This is a genomic window from Rugamonas aquatica (assembly GCF_009380215.1).
GTDB classification, from domain to species: Bacteria; Pseudomonadota; Gammaproteobacteria; order Burkholderiales; family Burkholderiaceae_D; genus Rugamonas; species Rugamonas aquatica_B.
On record NZ_WHUG01000009.1, the window covers coordinates 1 to 21394 of the forward strand.

Here is a 21394-nt window from a genome sequence, read left to right on the forward strand (position 1 = left end):
CACCCAGCAGCGGCGGCCACGCCAGGCCGCATCGCCGGCCACCGCCGCGCCAGGTGGCCAGCGCGGTCGCTGCCGCCAGCGCCGCCGCCGCGCCCAAGCTAAACTGGGCTGGCAGCAACGGCCATCCCGGCGCGAGCGGGGTCAAGAGCTGGCCAGCGGCGGCGCAGACACATGCCGCGATCAACCGCGCCCCCCCGTCCCAGGCCAGTCTCCGCCACAGGACCGCAAACAACCAACCACCAGCCCAGGCGGTCCAGGCCAGAGCCGGCCATGGCGCCAGCAAGAAGGCCCCCAGCGGCAACGTCGCCAGCATCAATACCAGCGTAGCGCCGCAGCGCGCCGCCTCCGGAGCCGGCCACAGCCGACGCCGCAGCGGTCCACCACTGGCGGGAAAACGGTGACGGTGTGCCAATCCGGCTTGCAGCGCCGCCAGGCGTGTGCGCGCCGACGGATCGGGCTCACCGCGTTCCAGCGACGCGAGCAGGCGCTGCGCTTGCTGGCAGCGCTCAGCAAGCAAAGTGATCTGTTCGCGCAGATACGCCATGCGCGGATCATCGTCGCCGTCCGCCAGCCAGAGTGTACGATAGCGGCCTGCCCGCACTGCGTCGCACTGGCGCGCGAAACAGCGCGCGGCCAACTGCTCGCGCCGCGCGATCAAAGCAGCCAGCATGGTCAGCGGCAGCGCCAGCGCCGCAGTCGCCGCCAGCAAGATCAGGCCAGCCCTGCCGGCATTCCCGGCGCCGGCCGGGGCGGCGAAATCGGCCGACAGCAAAGCCAGGGGGCCGACAGTATAGTGCAGCACGGTCAATGGCGCGGCCGGCGCGGCACCATAGTGCCACAGCGGACGCTGATCCATACCCAGCAGCCGTACCGAGACAATCTCAGGGGGCAGATGGAGGCGGGCCAAGCGGTCGAGCGTGGCTGCACCGTTTTCCAGTCGTAGGCCGGCCTGCGCCGCACGCTCAATTGCCTGTGCCAGCGTCTCGATGCCAACGCCGGCCATCGCGATCCGCTCGGCCTGTTCGTCGGCATACATAGTGCTCAGCAACGGCGCTAGGACCGCCAACGCCGCTAGCGCCAGCCACAGCAAAGGAGTCAGAACGGCGCGCATTTCAAGGCCCTCCGTCGCCGAGGCGGCGCCCTTGCTGGTCCAACTCCGCCAACGCAAGGCGGGCCACAACGAGCTCGCGGGCAGCGGCGCCAAACACCGAGACTGTCGGCGCCGCCAGATCCAAGCGCGCCAGTTCATCACGCTGGGCCGCGCGACGGCGGCGCGCCCGCCAACCGCTTTGAAGCAGCGCCAGCGCCGCAGCAGCCATTCCCACCGCCAACCCGTAGGCGTTGTCGCCGGGGTCGCCACCGACGCGATAGGTCAACACCAGAAAGCCCGGCGCACCGCCGCCGCAGTCCAGCGGAACACCGGCGCTGCGCTCATCCTGGCGCGTAACTTGCCAACCGCCGGGCGCGCGCGTCATGGCGTCCAGCCAGGCGGGCGGTATCGTTTGGCCGCGCAGGCCACGATCAGAACTGAACAGCGACAAGCCGCGCGTCGACACCACCTCCAGCGCCAACAGTTCAGGCACGCGCGCGGCTCCCTCCTCCAGCAGCGCCTGCGCCTGCGGGTTGGCCACCAAGGGCCTGCCCGGTGACAACTGCGCCTGCAGGCGCACACGTAACTGGCCCAGCACGGCATCGAACCGCTGTTCGCGCAGCAGCGCCAACTGACGTTCGCGCAAGCCCTCGCCCAGCCAGCCCAGCGCATACACGCTGAAGAATAATGCCAACGCCACCGCCATTCGGCCGCTCATCGCCAGAGGCGACGGCGGTGGCGGGGCAAGCGCAACCATGCCGTGCGCATCCGGCTGTTTTAATTGCTTGTATTCGGGTAGGTGTATCTGCATAATCTGCCTTTGTACGGTCATCTTGGAAGCGTCGGCATTGTGAAAACCGATTTTGAACAAATTGTGGCAGCCAACCTGGAAGCCATCGCGCCGCTGGCCGACGCTATTGCTTCCTGGGCCACCGCCACCGCGCTCGCTGGCCAAGACGTGTTCCACCTTAACTTGGTGCTGGAAGAACTGGTCACCAACATCATTTTGCACGGCGGCGGCAAAAGCCAGTACAGCGCGATCCGGCTGCGCATATGCTGCGTCGGCGATGTACTGGAGGTGGAACTGCGCGACAGCGGCCCCCCCTTCGATCCCTTCAGTGCTCCCCCTCCCGCGCTGGGCCTGCATATTGACGCACGCCCGGTCGGCGGTCTCGGTGTGCATCTGGTCCGTGGCCTCATGCACGAATGCCATTACCAGCGCCGGCATGGTCACAATGTGGTGTTGCTGCGCAAGCGCCTAACCCGGGCGGAAACATGAGCGCATCCCAGGCTTGCATCGATCTGCTCCATGAGCTTGGCCGTCGTTACCACATCGATGGCTTGGCCTTCGATGCCGTCAGCGGCCTGTGCTTGCTGGGCTTTGACCGCCGCCTGAAAGTCTGGCTAGCACCGGACACGCGCGCCGACAGCCTGGCGCTGTGCGCCGTGCTGGGAGCGTTCACACCCTCCGCGCGCCCGGACCTGATGCTTGCCATGTTGGCGGGCAATTTCAATTGGCGGGCGACTGGCGGTGCCACGCTGGCCTTTGACATTGCCGCCGGCATGGCGGTGCTAACTCTCAGCCTGCCCCTGGCCGGCCTGGATGGCGAGCGCCTCGAAACACGCCTGAACGCTTTTGTCGACACGGCTCTGGAGTGGGCCGAGCGCCTGTCGCAGCCGCCCGGCCAGGCAGAACCGCCAACCACGCCGGAGCAATGGCAGCTGCTGGCCTGACACCCCCAGCCTTAGCTGGACTTTTGCACGATCGATTTCAGCAAATCCCCCAATACCTTGATCATCTGGCTCTGAGTCTCGACCGACAGCGTATATTTCATCGAACTTTGCTGCAGTTGCATCAGATCCGCTGCCGACGGATCAGCCTTGGACTGCACGTCGCTCAGTACCTGGTTCATGCCCGCCTCGTTACGCGCAACGATATTGCCCAAGGTCGAGTTCAGCGTGGATAAATCGAATGCCATGTTATTTCTCCTGATCGTGTTGGATAGTGTATGCAAAAGGAAGGGGGGGCTCCGCGGCCCGGGTATCGATAATGCTGACGGCGACGCGCAGCGCGTCGAGACTGGCTTGCCATTGCCGGAAGCAAGCACGGCTGCCACCTCTGCCAAGCGCGCGTTCGAACTCCCGCGCGCGCCACAACAAGATTGCGCGTGTGGCCTCGCCCTCCCCCAACAGCACACTGCTGGCAGCATTGTGTGGGGCCATCATGGCGTCCCCCCGGCAGCTCGTCGCCCTTCTTTCTGGCCATCGCGCAGCATCACGTAGGGCACCGCCCCCCCCACTGTCAACAGCACATCGCCGTTGGACGGCTGCCGCGCCGGTGCCGCGCCGGCAGCAGCAAAGCTTTCGGTCAGCGGCAGATCGGCGCCAAAACGCACCTCCAGTTGGTAGCGCACCGCGTTCCAACTGCTGCGCTGCGTCTCGTCCAGCCGGCCCTCGACCAGCAGGCGCTCGTCGTCGAGTCGGGCTGTCACCCGGTCACCGAGCCCGGCCTCGGCCAGCAATTCGCCCAGCACCTGCAGCGCCGCCTCGACATTGGTGGCTTCGGCGTGGATCTGGCGCAGTCCCGGGCTATCGTCCTGCAGCGCGGTGGTGACGCGCTTGAGCTTGGCGACACCGCTGGCATGGCCGCTGAGCGTTAGCTCACCGAAACGAACCGACGCGACTTCGAGGCCGCTCTGGGGGAAGCGCGCCAGCGTATCGTGGGCCATTTGCTCCAATTCGTCATCGGCGCTGACATCGATGCGCAGCGCTGGCTCGATGCGGCGCGCGGCGCGTGCCAGCTCGGCACGCTGCTGGCCGGTGCGCACATAGCCTGACAGGCACCAGCGCTTGCCGGGCAATGCCACCAGTTTCAATGCCGCATGGTCGCGGGCGGCGGCCACCAGCGCCTCCAGCGGCTGTGGCTTCGGCGCGGCGGACGCCGCGACAACCGATCGCGGCGTCGCGTACGTCGCCGCGATCAGCTCGGTAGCGCCGCCCATGACCAACACAGCGGCGACCAGCCAGCCACCTCGTTTCAGCGCCCGCCGCAGTGCAACGGCCGTCCCCTGCGTGACAGCTGAGACGGCGATCTCGCTCATGTCGGGCGCCTCGACAGCGACCTCGGTCGCCACAGCGGCCACCGGCACGGCAGGCTCTTCTTCCGCACCGATGCTGCCCAGCGCCGGTGCGTAGTCCGACCACTCAGCGCCGGCCTCCCCCACAACGAATCGGTGTTCGCCAACCGCGATGAGTTGACCTTGCCGCAAGGCATGCAGACCGACGACCGCCTCACCGTCCAGCAGCACACCTTCATCGATCGCCTCCAGCGCCATGGCGCCGTGGCCGACATAGAGCGCGAACGCCAGACAGCCCGGCGCCGCGCCCTCCAGCAGAATGTCGCAGCGCTCGGTGCTACCTACGCGGTACAGCCCGGATTTGAGCCCCACTCGACAGCCGCGCTGGACCCCGTCCAGCACACGCAACTCCAGGGGGTGCTCTGACGGCGCCACGCGTTCGTTCGGTAGCAATGTAGCGTCGTCAGGCATCGCACAACCACGCCAAGACGGCCGCCTCGTCCGAATCGGGCAGTACCTGCGCGGCGCGGCCCAAATACCGTGCCCCCCGCGGCAAGCCTTCGAAATCGCCGATACGATAACTGCGCGCGTGACAGTTCACGAACACTTGCTCTTTACTGTCCGCAGCGGACTGCAATTCACCCGGCATCAGGATGCGCAGCAAAAGCGGACGGCGAACCGGCGCGTACCAAACCCAGGCTTGCACGCGACCATCAGCCCACACTACAGACTCAGCATCAATACGGATATCGCTGTGTGCGGCCGGAATGCTTTGCCAGTCGGCAGCGCCGCACACACCTACCCAGCAGAGCGTCAGGAATGCCGGCCAGTACGCAGCCGCACGGCATATTGGTTTTACAAATTGGATCATATGCTGCATTTACTCGGTAGTCGTCGGTGGGTGGAGCAGTGCGCTTGGCATATGCCGACTTAGCACACCAGCCGCGAACAGTCGGGCACGCCCGGGCGCCCTGGCACCCAGCCGCACCACTCTCCTGTGACAGGATCCGTGGCATAGGGATCGGCTGCGCACACGCTACTTGGCGCAGGCATTGGAGCGGGCACAGGGGCTGGTGCTGGAACTGCAAGCGCCGCACCGGCGCTCAGCAGCATCTGCACGATGAGGGGGGGCAGCCAAGTCGATTTCATTATCTATCCTCATATGAAAATATTAGGTAGCACCAACTGATGCTGCTTGCTTGGTAACCTGCGGTGCCGATAGGTTCCAGGGTGGAAACCTAGGTGGCTCAACGGAACTGAATCCCATCGATAGTTACCAACCTCCGACCCGAGGCGATCTTAGCGCCACATCACAACCCAGCATGGAGCATTTATTATGGAGTCCCACGGAACAGAATTCCCACGATCGCCATCACGACAGTCATCCTCCCCCTCTCCCACCACCAGTCATCCGGGAGATTCGCTGTCCTGTCAATCCGCCCCACCACCAACCGCGCGGCGCTCCCCACTGCCGGGGCAATTTACACTGACCACGAAACCGACCAAAATGCAGGTCGCCACCGGGGAAGTGCGCTTTGGAGTGTGGTTTGGCGTGACCGCGGCATCAACGCTGCGGACGGCGCTTCCGGTGCTCGCCATAGGGCTGGGACGGGCCAGCGCCGCGCTGGCGGGGCTGGGCAAGGCGCTAAGCACCACACCGGTCGCGGGTGCTGTCTTCGCTGTAATGGACGTGGGTTTGACGGCGCGGGATATCATCGACGACCACAAAAAATTCCGCGAGGCGCAAGCACTGGTGACCCACGCGACGCTGGAGGCCGAAGCGTTCAAACAAGCCTGCGCCGAGCATCCGCAAGCAAAAGAACCGCCAGCACCAGCAAAACCCACGGAGGGAATCGACGCAGCGCAAGCGCTGCAATGCAACAACGCAGACGCTTTCCTGACCGCGAATGCGGCCGCCGTCAAAGCCGGTGCCATTAAAAGCAGGCTGCCGCGCCTGATTGTCAACGGCATACGCGAATTGCCCATCCAGCTGACCAGAACAGTGTTGAGTCTGATCGCCTTCGCACCGCTCGTGGGAGGGTCGAGCGCCATCGCGACCGCCATACCGAACCCATTGAGTCCGGTCCTCAGCCTTCTGTCGAGTATGCTGCACTTCGTCCAAGGCGCACTGGACTGGCACCAGGCGCGCGGTGAGGAGAAGATCCGCTACGCCCTGCTAGATCACATCGCTAGTCTGCGTGGCAACAACGGGAAGTTCAAGCTGGACCAGGCGACCCAGAAGGCGCATGCGGCAAAAGGAAAGGTTGTGTCGCCATCTTCGGCCGCCGACCACAATGACCCAATTCTGACCAACCTGTACTCACGTATCCACGGCTATTTCGAGCAATCCCAACAAAAGTCCCTAGATGCCGCAAAACTCGCCAAGACACGCTCCTTGGTACGGGTGGTATTTGGCGCCCTCACCACACCGATAGGCGCCGCCTCGTTGGGGCTGACCATCTTAGCCGCAGGTGCTGCCACCTGGGGTATCGCGCTGATCGCTTTGCCGGTCGCAGCAGCCGTATTGGGCCTCATTTGGGTCGGCTTCACGCAGCACAGGCTCGCAGCAGACAGGAAGGCGGCCCAACTAGCTGCTGCCGAAGACGACGATCAACACAATAGAATGTTGGAGGCTACCCGCGGCCTGAACCTGGATCAAATAGAGGAAATGTTCCTTGGGGAAAATATTTCCGGCAACAACAAATTCGTGGCCGCGCTACTCTTATGCGAACACCTGCGCACCACAAACTCTAGGCGCACTGCGGCAGCGCGCTATCTGCTGGCCACCGGCATGGATCCCGACACACTGAAAGCCGTAAAACATATTCTTAATAACTCTCTTGATACATCGCAGGCAATGCAAACCATCCAGGCCCATCTGATGTCCAATACCGCCCGCGCGCCCAAGACAGCCATGCAACGCAACGACTCGCCTTGATAGCGCATGCCAAGTATGGGGGGCGATTCTCAAAGGACCACCCGACTCGATTTTCCATTCTCAAATGAGGTGCAACAGCATGTCTCGGTGCTGCTCATCCATCGATAACAAACTTAAGGAAGAACCAAAATGGATAAAATAAGCAAGAGGACTGTCGACAATGACACTTATGACCAACTGACGCCATCGACATCCTTTCCCTCGCCATCCGGTGCTATCAGCCGACACTCGCCAGCAGGGGAGCGTCCTCATCCTGGCCTACTAACCGGCCGCTCCTTAGCGCAGGTGCCTAGCACATCTCGAAGACTCCTGGATTTGCTGCTCACCCCGTTTTGCTACATCAAAGAGCAGTACCAAGTAGCAATGGCATGCCGGTCGCTTAAACGCATCAGCGACGGCTTTGATGAAGTTGAGTCCGTTATAGGTGTCAACAATACCCACGAAGTAGCGACCTGCGCAACGCTTTTCGTTAACGAATGTCTGCCGCTGTATGGCAAGAACCGGAGTATGCTGGATAAGCTTGAGCCTCAATTTTCTGCCGTTCTTTTGAGGCTTTCCCAGTTTCTGCAAAAAGCGCAGCAATTCGAGGAGTGTGAAAACATGCGGCAAAACTACGACTTGATATTCGGTGTAAAGGCCAGTTGACGAATAATCGCCGTATGCCAAAAGATCATGTCCCAGCGAGTGGTGTATGAATCTGGCGCTGAGTTTGACGCCTGTTGAGCAATGATGAGATGGCCATCGTGATTCATGGGTAGGTTGGGGTTACCAGACCTTAACCATCCAGAGGAAATCACGATGACCGCCCACTACTATGGCATTGACGGAGCTCGCCGCAAAGGGAGCCGATGCCGATTTCTCAAAAAAACGTTTTAATTTGCCTTGCAGCGGCTCAGGGAGATGGATGTCGAGGTGCTTTGCAAGGTCGCCTATGGCGAACGCAGCGAGGAACGCACCAACAGCCGCAACGGCTATCGAGACCGCGCCTGGGAAACCCGCGCCGGCACTGTCGATCTCAAAATCCCCAAGCTGCGCAGCAGCAGCTATTTCCCCGGTTTTCTTGAACCGCGCCGCACAGCAGAGAAGGCGCTGACGGCGGTCATCCAAGAAGCCTACATTCAGGGTATATCCACGCGCTCGATCGACGAACTGGTTAAGGCCATGGGTATGAGCGGCGTTTCCAAAAATCAGGTATCCCGTCTGTGTGAGGAGATCGACTTACGCGTCAACGAATTCCTGAGCCGGCCACTCGAAGGCGACTGGCCTTATCTCTGGATCGCCGCGACATACGTCAAAATCCGTCAGACAGGAGCATCGTGTCCGTGGCTGTAATAATCGCCGTGGCAGTCAACACCGACGGCGTGCGGAAAATCTTGCGCGCGGCCACCGGAACCTCGGAAACCAAGCCGTTCTTGAGCGAGTTTTTGCGCGGACTGACGCGACGCGGGCCGCGTGGTGTGAAGCTGGTCATTTCAGATGCCCACGAAGGGCTCAAGGCCGCCGTCACCAAGGTCATCAACGCGAGCTTGCAGCGCTGTCGTATGCATTTTATGCGTAACGCCCTGGTGCACGCCAATAAAGACCAGCGTCAGGCGCTTGTAGCCTTGATCACACGATTTTCGCCGAGGAAACGGCGGAGGCGGCAAGCGTCCAATGGCGTAGAGTCACCGACCAGCTACGCGCCAGCATCTTTCCCAACGAGCGCGCCATCATCCGCCTCGTCGGCGCTATCATGTTAGAGCAGAATGATGAGTGGTCTTTACAGCGGCGCTACATGCAGCTCAAAGGCTTGCAGTTGCTATATGAAAATCAGCCGGCGCGGCTCTCTGCCGTGATTAGCTGGGCAGGCGTCCAACCTCCGAAGAATCACGACTCATACACCAGGCCCCGGGACACGGTCCGGCGAAGTCGACATGCTGCTTCAGAAGAAGCGAATCACCTAGCTTGGACAGCTTTGCTTTGCGCTCCTAGGCGGTAAACAGATTGGGGTTTTTAATCACGACTGAGTCGTCAACGTCGGCATCGCGATAGCATGCAATGGCCAGGCAGTTTTTTCGAGATGTCCTTAATCTGAGGTATAGGTAAGTAAAACTGAGCTTGCCTCGTATACGCTCAAGGAGCTGCCACACCGGCCGTCGCTTGCCGTAACCGTTGCCGGTCCAGCAACGAAGCCTTTCCAGAATCCACAATTGGTGCAAGTTCTGCCTGCGCGCGACTAAAATGATCGCGGCTTAACTTTAATAAGGAGGCGTCGCCGGCGGCAACGGGCTGCCTAGCTTTTGCCGCATATGCTTTAGCCAACGCCAAATGCCTACGCGCCGACGAGCGACGCACAAAAAGCCGTGCGCTATCGGATGCCGCCGGCAGCGTCATCTCCAGGTTGTCGAGGTAAGCAATCACCTCATCCCAGTGTCGCTCCGACAGTAGCATTTCCGCGTACTCAAGTCGAGCACCAATTAGTCGGCGCCGCATTCCCTGGTCGACATTGGCAATCTCACCTAAGGCTTCCTCATTCCGCACCATATAGGCACGTGCCTTCGGAATATTATTTTCCGCTAGATACAACATGGCGGTCTTGACTTCCGTCTGTGCCAGGAAATAACGATGATCGTACGATTTGCTATCCGCCTTCAATAATTGTTCGCTGATCCTGCGCATCTCAGCGACGGCTTTACGCGCTGCTGGAAGGTGTCCGTTCAATATCGACAACATAACATCGGCTTGCCAAACAATACCATTTACATAGATTAAATACAGGTTATTGCCGTCTGACCGAAGCAATGGGGCTAGTGTCGCATGCGCCTCTTCGAACGAAGACTTTGCGCTAGAAAAGTCCTTATCGTACATGTCCAGCGACCCAAGCCGAAATAAATCAGACGCCAATTGCACGGTAATCCGTGTATTGTCGGGCTGAGCGGTGCGCCGTCGACGATCCTCCGAAATCCCTGCAAGAAACGCTTTGCGTGCGCCGTCGTGATCGCCTATTCCATCTTGCAGATAGAGGCCTTTGGCAACCAGCACAATGGCCAACAACTCTCGCGATGGATCATCGTTCGGATTTTTCTGCAGCTCGGCAACCATCGCCTTTTCCACCTTCGTCGTAACGTCCAATGCACGTATATAGTCGCCGTCATGATGCGCGTAAAACTGCGCCAGGTCGTTAAGTCCATTTGCCTGATCAAAAGGTATTGGGTTGATCGCATTGGCTTGCTCTAGTAACGTGGAGATCCGAAGGTATCTGGTGCGGGCAACGTTAAAATTTGCAAGGCGCACATCCTCCTTCGCCTGCTCCCGCTCGATATTAACTAACTGTAGAAGCAATTTATGGCGCGTAGCAATGCGCTCGTCTTCGCTATATGCAGGCAAAAGATTAACTTTATTGTCCGATTCCTTAAGCAGTTGATTCATCATTTGATACGCTTTGGCGCGACTTATTGCAGCCTTATCCATCTCACCTAAACTATGCTCGCGGAAAGTCCCTTGCGCAGTAGCCAAGCGCGCATACACCATAGCGAGCTCAAGTCTCATACTCACCGGTAGTCCCGCGCCATCGCTTAACTTTTCGAGCAATGCCGAAATATCGCCCATCAGCAACTTGGAAACGGGCAAGCCGCCTGGCAAGTCAACAATCTGAGCGTTATAGTCGAAGATCATTTTGTGTGTCAGCAACGACACATCTTCCAAGCGTTCCTCTGCTTGCACACGCATCTTCTGAGCGATATGCGCTTGCCAAGCAACGCCGGCAACGCCTGCCATGGTTGCCACCCCCGCGAGCGCAGCAATACTTGCAGCAATTCGATTCCGGCGCAAAAATTTGCCGAGCAAATAGGAAAACTTATGAGGCCGCGCATCAATCGCCCTACCAGCTAGAAAGCGGTCAATATCCGCCCTCAATTCAGCCACGCTCTGATAGCGCATCGAGACCTCTTTCTCCAGTCCCTTCATAACGATCAAATCCAAATCGCCTTTAAGCGCTTTCGCAACAGCGTCGGGCGTGCCGGCGATCTCCACATCGTTATTGCCAGCCTTGGTGCTTAGTACGCGCACGCTAGGGCGCTTCGGCGTCTCATCACACTTCACGCGAAACGCTTCGAGTCCATTGCTCTCGCTATTGAATGGAAGTTGGCCCGTCAGTATCTGGTACAGCACACAACTGAGCGCATACACATCAGTCGCGGTGCTGATTGGTTCTCCTCGAAGCTGTTCGGGTGCCGCGTAGGCTGGCGTATATGGCCCCACTCCTGTAAAGTGAGTCAGGCCCCCCTTCACTTGGGAATCTTCATTACCGATCAATTTTGCAATGCCGAAATCCAATAGCTTGGGATCGCCACTGGCGTTGACCAAGATATTGTCTGGCTTAATGTCGCGATGGACAATCAGTTGTTGGTGGGCGTATTCCACCGCTTCGCAGATTTTGCTAAATAGCTTTAAGCGCGCTTCGATACTCAATGATCGACTCGAACAATGGCGGTCGACCGGAACACCATCAACGAACTCCATCACAAAGTAAGGCAAGCCATCCACCGTCCCACCGTCGAGAATACTCGCAATGCGGGGATGTCTAAGTCGCGCCAATATTTGGCGCTCGGCGTTAAAGCGCTCGCGTCCATCCAGCGAATCAATACAGGCGCGCAAGATCTTAATGACCACCACAGTGTCGTACTCGCCGTCCACCCGACGGGCCTCAAAAACCCGGCTCATTCCACCGCCAGGAATTTCCTTTTCGACGCGATATGGCCCCAAATTCCGACCTAACCAATAATTGCCGGCTTCCCAGTCAACTTTTGTAGGTGTTTGAATGTCGAACGAGACGGTATCGGTTGGCTGCGCGAGCAAAGCAAGGACTTCCTGCTCCAACTCCAGGTCCCCCTTACAGGCTCGCCGCACAAATTCACGCTGCGGCAATTCGGATTGCTCCAGTGCATCGCCTAGAATTTGCTTTATCAGTAACCACGTTCTCGCCGGCATTTGCCCCTCCATGACTTTCAGTCGCACAATAAAAATTTATAAATGTATATTTAATATGTGAATTTCAGGCAGAAAGAACTCTTATTTCCTATGCACCTACGTAACCGGATAAACTCGACTCGGGAAATCGAAGTTACTTTTTATCACATATTTTTATCGATTGCGACCCTGTTAATGTCGCTATGGGTTAAAGACCACAGTCCTTACCTGCAAAGAGCGATGATCAACCTAACTTTGTGTAGGAGACGGTAGAAGCTGCAGCTGGCCACTGGCGCACCGTCGCAGACCAATTACGCGCCAAGTTTTCCGAACATGGCTGCCAATGGGAGTCATGATGCTAGAGTAAAACAAAGAGTGGTCGCTGCAGCGACGTTACATGTAGCTTGCAGGTTTGCAGAGCTTGAGCGACAAACAATCCGCACGGCTCCCCGCAATGATCAACTGACCGGGGCCCCAGCCCCTTGAGAATCACATCTCATACACCACTTCTGGGGACACCATCTGTTACTTACTCTTGCATGCTCACGAACATGGCATCGATGCAGCTCGTCAGACGCTCAACTGCTTGAGAATCCGATCGCTGCACGCCGTCGATCCTGTCGATAAGCGATTCAGCAGCGGCCTCGAAGCGATCGAAGTCATCCTACAATCCAACCCCGAGTGTTTTGCCCCCTTGGGACTGCACATATGGTTGGGAGCTGGGCCGGACGAAGGTGGCCGCACAATGGTGCATCGAACTCACGGCGCGCGGCCTCACCGTCGGCCAGCAGCGCAAGCTGGAAGACATGGACCTGTTCATGGAACGCATCAACTGGCGCGAGCGCTGGTTCGTGCCCAACGCGGGCCGCACCCAGGTGCTGGCCCGGCTGCTGGGCTGGCAGCCGGCTTGCCAGTACTTTGCGGGACCGGGTGCCGATGCGGGCGCCGACCAGCGTCACGCCGCCTGACGATGACCAGGCGCGGCCCAGACCGACCTATCAGAGCGTGCCCATATGGTCCTTACTTGCAGGCAGCGCGGAAGTCGGGTTGCGTCGCCAGGTATATATCGAACGCGCGGATGAGCGACCTCCCCCGCATCACAGCACTTTGCAACGAATGGTCTCCTGTCTGGCGCCGGTCATCAGGCTTCCTGGTAACCGAGCATCCAGCTGTCAGAGCTGGGTGCGAACAGCAATCTCCATACGGTCGAGTCCAGCAACGGCCCCACGTTAAAAATTGCGAACAGATTTACAAGGATTGATAATCATCTAGCCGCCCCCCTTCGGCAAAGCCGAGGAATAAAGTCACGGTACGAATCCGAACTTTATCGAGGAGGACGTCATGTTATTTTGTGGCATTGATCTTCATTCCAACAACTGCCTTGTCGTCGTCTCCGACGAAGCCGACAAGGTTGTATATTCCAAACGGCTAGTCAACGATCTGAGGACGATTTGCTCGGCGCTTGAACCATATCGACAGGAGCTTTCCGGCGTGGTTGTGGAGTCGACCTACAACTGGTACTGGCTTGTCGATGGTCTGATTGAGGCTGGCTATATGCTTCACTTGGCGAACACAACGGCGATCAAGCAGTACGATGGACTCAAGCATCGTGGCGATGAGTCAGATGCCCGACATTTGGCGCTTTTGCTTCGCCTCGGACTTTTGCCGGAGGGCCACATCATGCCCAAGCCCATGAGGGCGGTCAGGGATCTCGCTCGCAAACGCATGCAATTGGTGGAAATGAGGACGACGAATATCCTGTCAATCGAGACCTGCCTGGCTCAGCAAACAGGCAGCTACATTACCGGCAGAGAGATCAAACAATTGACCGAGCTGGACATCGACGCCATGCCCATCGGTACAACCGAGGCCCAAGGCATGAAGGCCAACCTGGCGGTGATGCAGGCGCTGCAAGCTCAAATCGATGAAATCGAGAAATCACTGGTCAGCTACTGTCGCGTTGCTCCGGGCTACCGTTTGCTCAATTCGGTTTCGGGTATCGGCACCATCTTGGCAGCAGTCATTTTGCTTGAGACCGGAGATATCGCTAGGTTTTCAGGCCCGGGCAACTACGCTTCGTATTGCCGCTGCGTTAGCAGCGCACATGTCTCTAAAGGGAAGAAAAAGGGAGAAGGCAATACCAAGAACGGTAATCGCTTTTTGGCTTGGGCATATGTCGAGGCTGCAAACTTCGCGATTCGATTTTGCGAGCCCGCACGTAAGTTTTATCAACGCAAGAAAGCAAAACGCAATAGTGTAGTCGCGATCAAGGCGGTAGCGCACAAACTGGCGCGCGCCTGCTTTCATATGTTGAAAACGGGAGAGCAGTTTTCAGTTGAACCCTGCTTTTCCTAAATGTGGCAACGGCCCGGCGAGCCAGCGAGTGGGTTGGAGTGTGAGCCAGCGGATTGATTGGACGCCCCGCCGTCTGCCATTGTATTGAGTTCTCAGGGAGTGAGTCGTCCGGAATGCGAGCCACCAGGGTTTGGAGCCGTTAGATAACGGCAGCCATAGAATTGTTCTTCCATTTGGACGCACTACGGTACCGAGATGCTTCTGGGGCGGCCATGCCGTCAGGGCGAAACTGCTAAGTGAGAATTTGGCTTGATCCAGATGGGTGACTGGTGCGATTCATGCAACCAGCGATGAGGCATAGGACACGACCGCCACGCCTGCAGAGCCCATACGATGGCTCAGGTAACGAAAGAAATCGCAGAGTAACGCGAGGAGAAAATTCGAACTGCTGACAGCGGCCGGCTAATGGGCGACTCACCCTGCGTCCATGCGTGTTCGCCCAGCGCGTACTCTGGGCGCTGCCGCGCCGCATGGTCGGTAATACGGGGGCTGGATGCTTCGTCAACTCCGCGCGGGACCGCACGACGGTCGCCGAAATCGGGGCGAAATCTATCGGCGACAGATCAGGAAGCTGGTGGCCGCGCGCCCGCTTGAAGCCGCACACGGCGCCCGTGCCGTCCCGATGGACGACTACCTCCGCCCCGTCCTGGAGCCTCAGCACATCCGCCACTTTGATCGGCGACCCGGTCGAGTCCAGTTGGCGCGTTTCATAATATTCAAACATTTTAGTGGTCTCCCAGAAATACTCGATGTGCTTGTCGGCGGCCGCCGCTGCAGCGACCATCGCTGGTCTCCCCGTATCGGCATGTTTGGCCGGCGCCAAGCCCATCTGCTTGGACGCCTCGTAGGCCCGCAGGTTCTCAGAGGATCAGGCTTCCGCCTGGGCCCATTCTTCTCCGGGCATGATGCGTTTCATGAACTCATCGAATAGAGGTACCGTGAAAGCCGTGTCCCCGTGGGTGGGGCTCCAGACCATCCCTTTGGAGATCAAGCTGCTGCGTACAGGGCCTAGCGACGAACTTTCCCGGCCAAGTTCCGCGGCGATGTCACCGGAGCGATGGGGCCCGCTGCCAAGCTCCGCCATCGCACGAAGGTACTTTTTTTCCGCGGGTGTCAGTCGGTCGAAACGAACCCTGAAAAAGCTCTCGTCAAGCGCGGCGATCGCTTCGGTCGACGCAGTTTCGACATCCTGCCGGGTAATCGGACTGGCTTCCGCAACGTCCCACGCGTGCTTGCCCCATTCCTGCAGGAAGTATGGGTAGCCCTTGGTGTAATTGACGATCAACGTAACGGCATCGACGTCGACCTCGACGCCCTCATCGTGAGCAGGCTTGACGATGGCGTCGGCGGCGTCGCCAGCCTCCAGCGGTCCGATCGCGGGGAAATCGAACAGTCGCTCGGCATACGATTTCGCTTCGCCCATCCGCCCGCGCAACTGCGGCAAACCGGCACCGACCACGACCAGCGGAAGTTGCAGTTGCGCGCACCGGTGCAGTGCGGAAATCAACGCGGCCATCTGTGGCTCTGGGACGTACTGCAGCTCATCTATGAAGATCGCCACCAGCGTGTCGGCCGCTTGCGCAGCCCGGCCGACCTGCTCAAGCAACATGGTCAAGTCGCCTTCCAGATCGCCGTTATCGGCCAGACCTGGTTCCGGCTCGAAGTCCAGCCCGACTTCGATATCGTTGTACGTGATCTTCATCTTGCCGACAAAACCTGCCAGCGCTCGCAGCCCGCGTATGGCCATGTCCTTTGCATTTTGCATACGGCTTAATTTGAGCAGGCCCAGACGCAATTGCGGCGCCAGCGAAGCGGGCAGTGATTTGCCTTCCGGCGCCTCGATGCGGATCGTCACGACATCGGAAGCCTCAGCATCCTTCATCATCTGATCCAGCAGGACGGTCTTACCCACGCCGCGGAGGCCGACCAACATCATGCTCTTCGCCGGCTTGCCTCGGCGCAGACGTTCGATACACAGTCGCATCTTGGCCCGCACGGCATCGCGGCCCGCAAGTTCAGGCGGCGGGCTGCCCGCACCGGGAGCATAGGGATTCGATATAGGGTCCATTTATACCCTCCTTTGATGGTTTATCTAATTTTCATAAATTAGCTAATCTCGGTAGACATGTCAAGCGTCCCGGTGCGAACGGTGCCAAGGTCGACGGCATACCGGTCTATTTTCGCGCACGCCGCCGCATCCGACTGTCGCTGCCCATTAGGGCGCCGCGACGCCACGGGCCTAGACTGTGTACAGCCTTGCACCACAGTCGCCGCACAAAACGCACTAATTCCCATCGGCCAATATTTTGCTCATCCGCGCTGGCCGCCCTGCCCAGGGGGCCGGGCCATACGTGAAGCCCGGTGCCCTGGGTGCCTGTCTGCGTCCGGGGCGGCCCACTCTCTGTCGGCTACGACAGTGCAAGAGCACCCTGCTGATGTATGGCGTGATCCCCCGCCAGAGCGACCGCGCTGGCGCTTGACCTACACCGCCCGGAGGAGTAACGTCAAGGCAAATCCGACCTGCCACGGCCGGCCCAAGGACGCTCCCCGCCCACGTAACTGGTGGCGTCAATGCCGCGGCACCGGATGCGGTCAGCCGCTCGCCGCGCTAAACCCTATGGTCGTAGATGAATTGCCGTACGCGAGCGACCGTGATACCGGCAGCGCCGGGATGGGCTGGATTGATCAGCACATTGTCTTCCTCATTGATGATCACCGACGGCACCACCAGCAGAGCCGAAACGCCACTGGCAAGCCAGGCCGAGCCGATCGATCGCGACACCATACCCTCGGGGACCACGTTCCAGCCCACCGGCAGAGGGCGCGGCGTAAGCGCGCGTGCTCCCCAGACCGCGTCCGGCACGTCGATGCGTACCAGGATACGGTTCCAGGGCAGCACAGCCCCTTTCCCGAAGTGGGCACGCGTTTCCCACGCGGCCAGCGAAATCGACGTGGCCGTGTAGGTGACATGCTCTCCCGCATGGTTCCAGCGTGATCCGCTGCTGGCGGCGCCTTTGCCGGCCATGTCCTCTGCGGTCCAGCTAGGAGTGTCCGAAGCGATGCGCCACAGGCTGACCGTCATGCCGCCAGCCCGCCGCGCATACGCTCGAGCACCTGCTCGACCGCGCGCTGGCCCTCAGGATTGCGCAACATGTCGGCCGGCGTCTTGTCGCCCAGTTCCGGCAAGCTTTCATGGACCCAGTGTGCGAACCACCCTTCCAGATCGAAGGATTTCATTTGCTCCGGGTCGCCGCTCTCGTCGAGCATCCTGTGCAAGGTGGCAAGCAGGCGCAGGTAGGCCATGATGCGGTGTCCCGCGACGTCCGGCAGCGGCTTATTGGCGGCCTCGTTGCGCACGAAGGTGGTCTGCGACACGCCGGCCAATCCCATGATCACCGAAGCGGGTTCACCCGTGGCCTTGGCGATCAGCTTGACAACGTCGGTCGGCACCCCCGCCTCCACCGCATCGAACAGCTGGACACCGGGCGCCTCGCGCACACGCGCTACGAGCGCCCTCAGCTGGGCCAACGATGACTTGCCTGAACCGCCAACCGGGCTCGCGCGGTTCGCCCACAGCACATGCATCTTGTGCGACGCGGCCGGCAGCCGCTCGGTGCTTCCCTTGGCCGGCATTTGCCCCCTTGCCGGCCTAGCCCGGCGCGGTACATCCGAATCACTCATTGCAGTCATGGCGACACCCATTTGGTTAAGTTGCGACAGTCAAATGGTAATCCATAATACGGAAACACACAATGCCAGTTATTATCTGCGGCCCGCGATTGGGCTGGCTTGCACCCGGCAGCGTCCCACACCTCGGAGAGGAAACAACATGAGCTTCCCCCGCAAACCAGGTCTCGGCCACTATTACGGCAACCATGCGCAATGGCAGGCGGCTTGGCGTGCCGCCCACCTCCTGATGCGCGCCGGGGTCGATCCGCCCCGGACAGCTGCCCGCTGGTGTGGAAGGCCGGCCTGATACTGGCCGGCGACTGCAGCGACCTTAGCGCCCCGTTGGCCATGCCGCCAGCGGCACGCGTGGCAAGCCGGCATCTGATTGACGAGATACTGGGCGAAGGCGAGACAGGCTAGGGGAGACCGCCACGCCGGCAGCGCAATGGCGGCCAGGCACCCCGATGACGGTCAAGCCTCGGACCCGGGGTCCAGGGTACCGGGCGGTTGGCCTTGGAACAGCATCACCGCTGGGGCGGATGACGGCGAAACAGCGGAGCAGGCGCTTAAAACGCCAACTGCAAGTTGTCTCCGTTCGCGGAGATAGCGCCACTGACCTTCGGCCAGGCCTTCATCAATTCGGCGGGGCGCAGCCGCAAGAAGCTGCGCGCAAATTCCGGGTCTTTGCAATCGAGCCAGTCGTCCCATTCATCGCGCGGGACGATTACCAGCGAGCGCTTTTCATCCTGCGGCTTGTGCATGCGCTTCATCAACGCATGGTCATCCGCGTTGACAGTGATTTGCGTGAAGAGGTACTCGGGCCCGTGCTCGCCCGGCCACTCCCGCCAAAGGCCCTGCACCGCAAACATGGGCTCGTCCACCAGGCCGATCTCCATCCACACATTCTTCCCAGTTTCGTAGCATGGCTCGATGAATGACGTGGCCGGCACCAGGCACAGCTGAGCGTTCTTCCACGGCCCCTTATAGGTCACGCGCTGTCCCAGGCCGTCGTCCCTCGCGTTCGTCGTTTCGTAGCCACTGAATTTTTTCCTGAGCTTGCGGTCGGCACCTGCGGGCAGCCGGGCTTGCTGGGCTTGAAAGTCCCGGCGCTGGTACTTCATCGGGTACATGTCGTAACCCGCCAGCAGCCCCTCGCGGCGCACGATCGGCGCCTGATAATCCCTGAACACCTCGTGCTTCCATGCCGACGTGTCGTCGAGGTCGATCAAGATACCCATTTCGGCATCGAGTAATGCTGGGTCGGGCGGTAGTTGGCGCAAATGGTTGCACCATTTGGCAAGATGGGATTGCTTGATAACGCTAATTTCCCTCCAGCGCTGCTCCCGCAGCGGGTCGACACGGCAGCGCCGCCCGCCCTCCGGGGCCACCAGCATGGGGCGCCGCCACCGCTGCAGTCCGGCGTCCAAGGTCGCCTTCAAGCCGGTCAGCAGCGCGGTCTGCTGGATGGAAGCGCTGGGGAAGTCGAGAGGCGACGCGTAGCCGGAAGCGGGACAGTTGGCAGCCTGGACCATAGCAGCAGCCTGGCCGGCGGCCATGTGCTCCACAAGGCGGACAACCGCGGCGGCATCCGCGAGAGTCCGGTTGTCAAGCCATGGGCGAATTTCATGCGCGCCAGCAAGCGTTCCGGCACGCACATGTGCCTCGACTCGCAGGAACGCCTGCTGTACAAGCTGACCTTCAGTCCGGCCGGCGACGACCACAGCAACTTGCTGCCGCTCGGCTTCGCCTGGCCGATCAACATTTACGTATTCGACGGCGGGCACCATCTCGACCTTGAACGTGATCGCGACGCCTACCGGCGCCGCATCGATGGCCTGCGGGCAGATGCGCCGGTCGGCGCCCGGGTAGGGGTGGCCAGAAGCAAGCTCTCCGCCAAGTTCCCGGATGGCGGCTGGCCCGGGGGCCAGTACACTTGCGCACCGATCATAGGCCGGCAAGGGCCGCTGGTTCAGGTCCAGATACGCACCTTCCAACTGTACGTCGAGCTGGACGCCATTTATCCGCTGGCTCAGGCCGACGGCAATGTTCTGCCGCAGTCGCGTAAGTCGTCGCGGCCGGACTGTGCGCCCTGAACCGACCGAAGCGGCCTTTTGCAGGCCGGCCCAGGGCGCGCGGACAGTACATCGCTCCGCGCAAGTCCGGCCTATTTGAGCTAAAATTTAGGCCCGTATGGGAGGAAATTACATCATGAACTCCGCACCTGTAAAAAAGCCACGCATCCCGCCCGGCCACGTTGCCGCCACAGCCACCGCCGCGACAGTCTCCCCCACACAATCCTTGCGCCCGAGCCGCCGCAATCGGTGCCGCTGCTACTAAACTATCAGGACCTGTACCTGGCCGGCCCCTTGCAACGGATCGCCACCATCAAGGAGGGCGTGCAGGCGCGTCGGCTCGGCGAATTGTCAACCGCGCTGGCGCGCCCGCAGGAATGGCTGCTGCAATTGCTCGGCTTGCCGCGCACCACTATCAACCGCAAGATCCGTAACGACCAGATGCTGACCACCGACCAGTCGGAGCGCGTGCTGGGCCTGGCACGGCTGATCGGCCAAGTCGCCGCCATAGTGCAGCAATCGGGCGATCCTGCCGGCTTCAATGCCGCCGCCTGGGTCAGCGACTGGATCGAAAAGCCCAATCCCGCGCTGGGCAACCGCCGGCCGGCCGAGTTCATGGACACGCTGGCCGGCCAGGAAGTGCTGGCCGGCTTGCTGGCGCAAATGCAAACCGGTGCCTACGCATGACCCACTCAGTTTGGCGCATCGCCACCGACGCTCCGGACTACACGTCGGACGATCTGAACGGGGCCGGCGCGCGCCTGAGCGGCGGCCGCTGGAACCGCAAGGGCACCTCGATGCTGTATTGCGCCGAAAGTATCGCGCTGGCCTCCCTCGAGACGGTGGCACATCTGGTCGCCACCTCTCTGCCGCTGTACGACTACCTGGTCCGCGTCGACGTGCCCGATGATGTGATGGACGCGTTGTTGCACCTGCAGCTTGCCAACGCCCCGGTGGGCTGGGACTCACTGCCGCCCGGCCGCGTCAGCCTGGACTTCGGCACCCACTGGACGCTCGGCGACGCTGTTACTGGTGCCGTCCGTGATCGTACCCGAGGAACGGGTGATCCTGATCAATCCCGCCCACCCCGACACCGATCGCATCCAGGCTACCAAGGTACGCCTGTGGCGCTACGACACCATCTTGCGGCGCTGCCCCCGGCAGCGCACCCCGCTGGCAGACGCCGCCTGCGGCGTTAACATGGTCATACGCGGTCGCCAATACCCATACCGACATCCCGCGCAAT

General features: G+C 60.4%; 19 protein-coding genes and 1 pseudogene. 10 read left to right on the top strand and 10 right to left on the bottom strand.

Annotated features, from left to right (window positions below; all coding sequences use genetic code 11):
- Both GEV02_RS20525 and GEV02_RS20530 read right to left on the bottom strand, forming a co-directional pair.
- A partial coding sequence (locus GEV02_RS20525; RefSeq protein ID WP_217433153.1) for a hypothetical protein occupies window positions 1–1111 on the bottom strand: 1111 nt, incomplete at its 3' end.
- Between the two features lies 1 nt (window position 1112).
- Window positions 1113–1961: a hypothetical protein gene (locus tag GEV02_RS20530; protein ID WP_174999207.1), complete on the bottom strand. Its 849-nt coding sequence runs from the start codon at window positions 1959–1961 to the stop codon at window positions 1113–1115.
- Here GEV02_RS20530 and GEV02_RS20535 point away from each other — a divergent pair.
- Both GEV02_RS20535 and GEV02_RS20540 read left to right on the top strand, forming a co-directional pair.
- Window positions 1941–2369, top strand: coding sequence for an ATP-binding protein (locus tag GEV02_RS20535; protein ID WP_217433154.1), 429 nt, complete (start codon window positions 1941–1943; stop codon window positions 2367–2369). The genes GEV02_RS20530 and GEV02_RS20535 overlap by 21 nt on opposite strands.
- Window positions 2366–2824, top strand: coding sequence for a type III secretion system chaperone (locus tag GEV02_RS20540; protein WP_174999211.1), 459 nt, complete (start codon window positions 2366–2368; stop codon window positions 2822–2824). The genes GEV02_RS20535 and GEV02_RS20540 overlap by 4 nt, the downstream gene beginning before the upstream one ends.
- Before the next feature lie 11 nt (window positions 2825–2835).
- Here the strand turns inward: GEV02_RS20540 and GEV02_RS32970 are convergent, their stop codons facing one another.
- The 3 genes from GEV02_RS32970 to GEV02_RS20555 all read right to left on the bottom strand — a co-directional run bounded on the left by GEV02_RS32970 (window position 2836) and on the right by GEV02_RS20555 (window position 5047).
- Complete coding sequence (locus GEV02_RS32970; protein ID WP_174999213.1) at window positions 2836–3069, bottom strand: EscF/YscF/HrpA family type III secretion system needle major subunit; 234 nt, start codon at window positions 3067–3069, stop codon at window positions 2836–2838.
- A gap of 243 nt (window positions 3070–3312) precedes the next feature.
- Entirely contained in the window at window positions 3313–4638 is a 1326-nt protein-coding gene (gene sctD / locus GEV02_RS20550) for a type III secretion system inner membrane ring subunit SctD (RefSeq protein WP_152839848.1), read from the bottom strand.
- On the bottom strand, window positions 4631–5047 hold the full coding sequence (locus GEV02_RS20555) for a hypothetical protein (RefSeq protein WP_152839849.1): 417 nt from the start codon (window positions 5045–5047) through the stop codon (window positions 4631–4633). The genes sctD and GEV02_RS20555 overlap by 8 nt, the downstream gene beginning before the upstream one ends.
- A 627-nt stretch (window positions 5048–5674) precedes the next feature.
- Between GEV02_RS20555 and GEV02_RS20565 the strand changes: the two genes are divergently transcribed.
- From GEV02_RS20565 to GEV02_RS20575, 3 genes and pseudogenes are all read left to right on the top strand, one after another.
- A complete protein-coding gene (locus tag GEV02_RS20565) occupies window positions 5675–7105 on the top strand; it encodes a hypothetical protein (RefSeq protein ID WP_152839851.1) in 1431 nt (476 codons plus the stop codon).
- Window positions 7106–7234: 129 nt separating this feature from the next.
- Window positions 7235–7750, top strand: coding sequence for a hypothetical protein (locus GEV02_RS20570; RefSeq protein WP_152839852.1), 516 nt, complete (start codon window positions 7235–7237; stop codon window positions 7748–7750).
- Window positions 7751–7919: 169 nt separating this feature from the next.
- Window positions 7920–8939, top strand: a pseudogene (locus GEV02_RS20575) (IS256 family transposase); the annotation flags it as partial.
- A 278-nt stretch (window positions 8940–9217) separates the two neighbouring features.
- Here GEV02_RS20575 and GEV02_RS20580 read toward each other — a convergent pair.
- Window positions 9218–12073, bottom strand: coding sequence for a serine/threonine protein kinase (locus tag GEV02_RS20580; protein WP_174999215.1), 2856 nt, complete (start codon window positions 12071–12073; stop codon window positions 9218–9220).
- A 713-nt stretch (window positions 12074–12786) separates the two neighbouring features.
- Here GEV02_RS20580 and GEV02_RS20585 point away from each other — a divergent pair.
- Together GEV02_RS20585 and GEV02_RS20590 are read left to right on the top strand one after the other, a co-directional pair.
- Window positions 12787–13020 carry a hypothetical protein gene (locus tag GEV02_RS20585; RefSeq protein ID WP_152839854.1) on the top strand — a complete coding sequence of 78 codons (234 nt, stop codon included), beginning with the start codon at window positions 12787–12789 and terminating at the stop codon, window positions 13018–13020.
- Between the two features lie 373 nt (window positions 13021–13393).
- Window positions 13394–14407 (top strand): IS110 family RNA-guided transposase, encoded by a 1014-nt coding sequence (locus GEV02_RS20590; RefSeq protein ID WP_152839855.1) that lies wholly within the window; start codon window positions 13394–13396, stop codon window positions 14405–14407.
- A gap of 868 nt (window positions 14408–15275) precedes the next feature.
- Here the strand turns inward: GEV02_RS20590 and GEV02_RS20595 are convergent.
- The 4 genes from GEV02_RS20595 to GEV02_RS20610 form a co-directional block, all read right to left on the bottom strand.
- The gene (locus GEV02_RS20595) at window positions 15276–16475 is read right to left on the bottom strand and encodes an ATP-binding protein (protein WP_152839856.1); all 1200 of its coding nucleotides are present in this window, start codon (window positions 16473–16475) and stop codon (window positions 15276–15278) included.
- A 540-nt stretch (window positions 16476–17015) separates the two neighbouring features.
- On the bottom strand, window positions 17016–17489 hold the full coding sequence (locus GEV02_RS20600) for an RES family NAD+ phosphorylase (protein ID WP_152839857.1): 474 nt from the start codon (window positions 17487–17489) through the stop codon (window positions 17016–17018).
- Window positions 17486–18040: an antitoxin Xre/MbcA/ParS toxin-binding domain-containing protein gene (locus tag GEV02_RS20605; RefSeq protein WP_235922862.1), complete on the bottom strand. Its 555-nt coding sequence runs from the start codon at window positions 18038–18040 to the stop codon at window positions 17486–17488. The genes GEV02_RS20600 and GEV02_RS20605 overlap by 4 nt, the downstream gene beginning before the upstream one ends.
- 602 nt (window positions 18041–18642) lie before the next feature.
- A complete protein-coding gene (locus GEV02_RS20610; protein ID WP_235922863.1) occupies window positions 18643–19632 on the bottom strand; it encodes an SOS response-associated peptidase family protein in 990 nt (329 codons plus the stop codon).
- A gap of 69 nt (window positions 19633–19701) precedes the next feature.
- On the opposite strand from GEV02_RS20610, the gene GEV02_RS20615 reads away from it, so the two are divergent.
- The 3 genes from GEV02_RS20615 to GEV02_RS33380 all read left to right on the top strand — a co-directional run bounded on the left by GEV02_RS20615 (window position 19702) and on the right by GEV02_RS33380 (window position 21347).
- Window positions 19702–20169: a hypothetical protein gene (locus GEV02_RS20615; protein ID WP_152839858.1), complete on the top strand. Its 468-nt coding sequence runs from the start codon at window positions 19702–19704 to the stop codon at window positions 20167–20169.
- A 228-nt stretch (window positions 20170–20397) separates the two neighbouring features.
- Complete coding sequence (locus GEV02_RS20620; protein WP_328595879.1) at window positions 20398–20835, top strand: antitoxin Xre-like helix-turn-helix domain-containing protein; 438 nt, start codon at window positions 20398–20400, stop codon at window positions 20833–20835.
- Window positions 20832–21347: an RES family NAD+ phosphorylase gene (locus GEV02_RS33380; protein WP_328595880.1), complete on the top strand. Its 516-nt coding sequence runs from the start codon at window positions 20832–20834 to the stop codon at window positions 21345–21347. Before GEV02_RS20620 ends, GEV02_RS33380 begins: the two co-directional genes overlap by 4 nt.
- Window positions 21348–21394 lie beyond the last annotated feature (47 nt).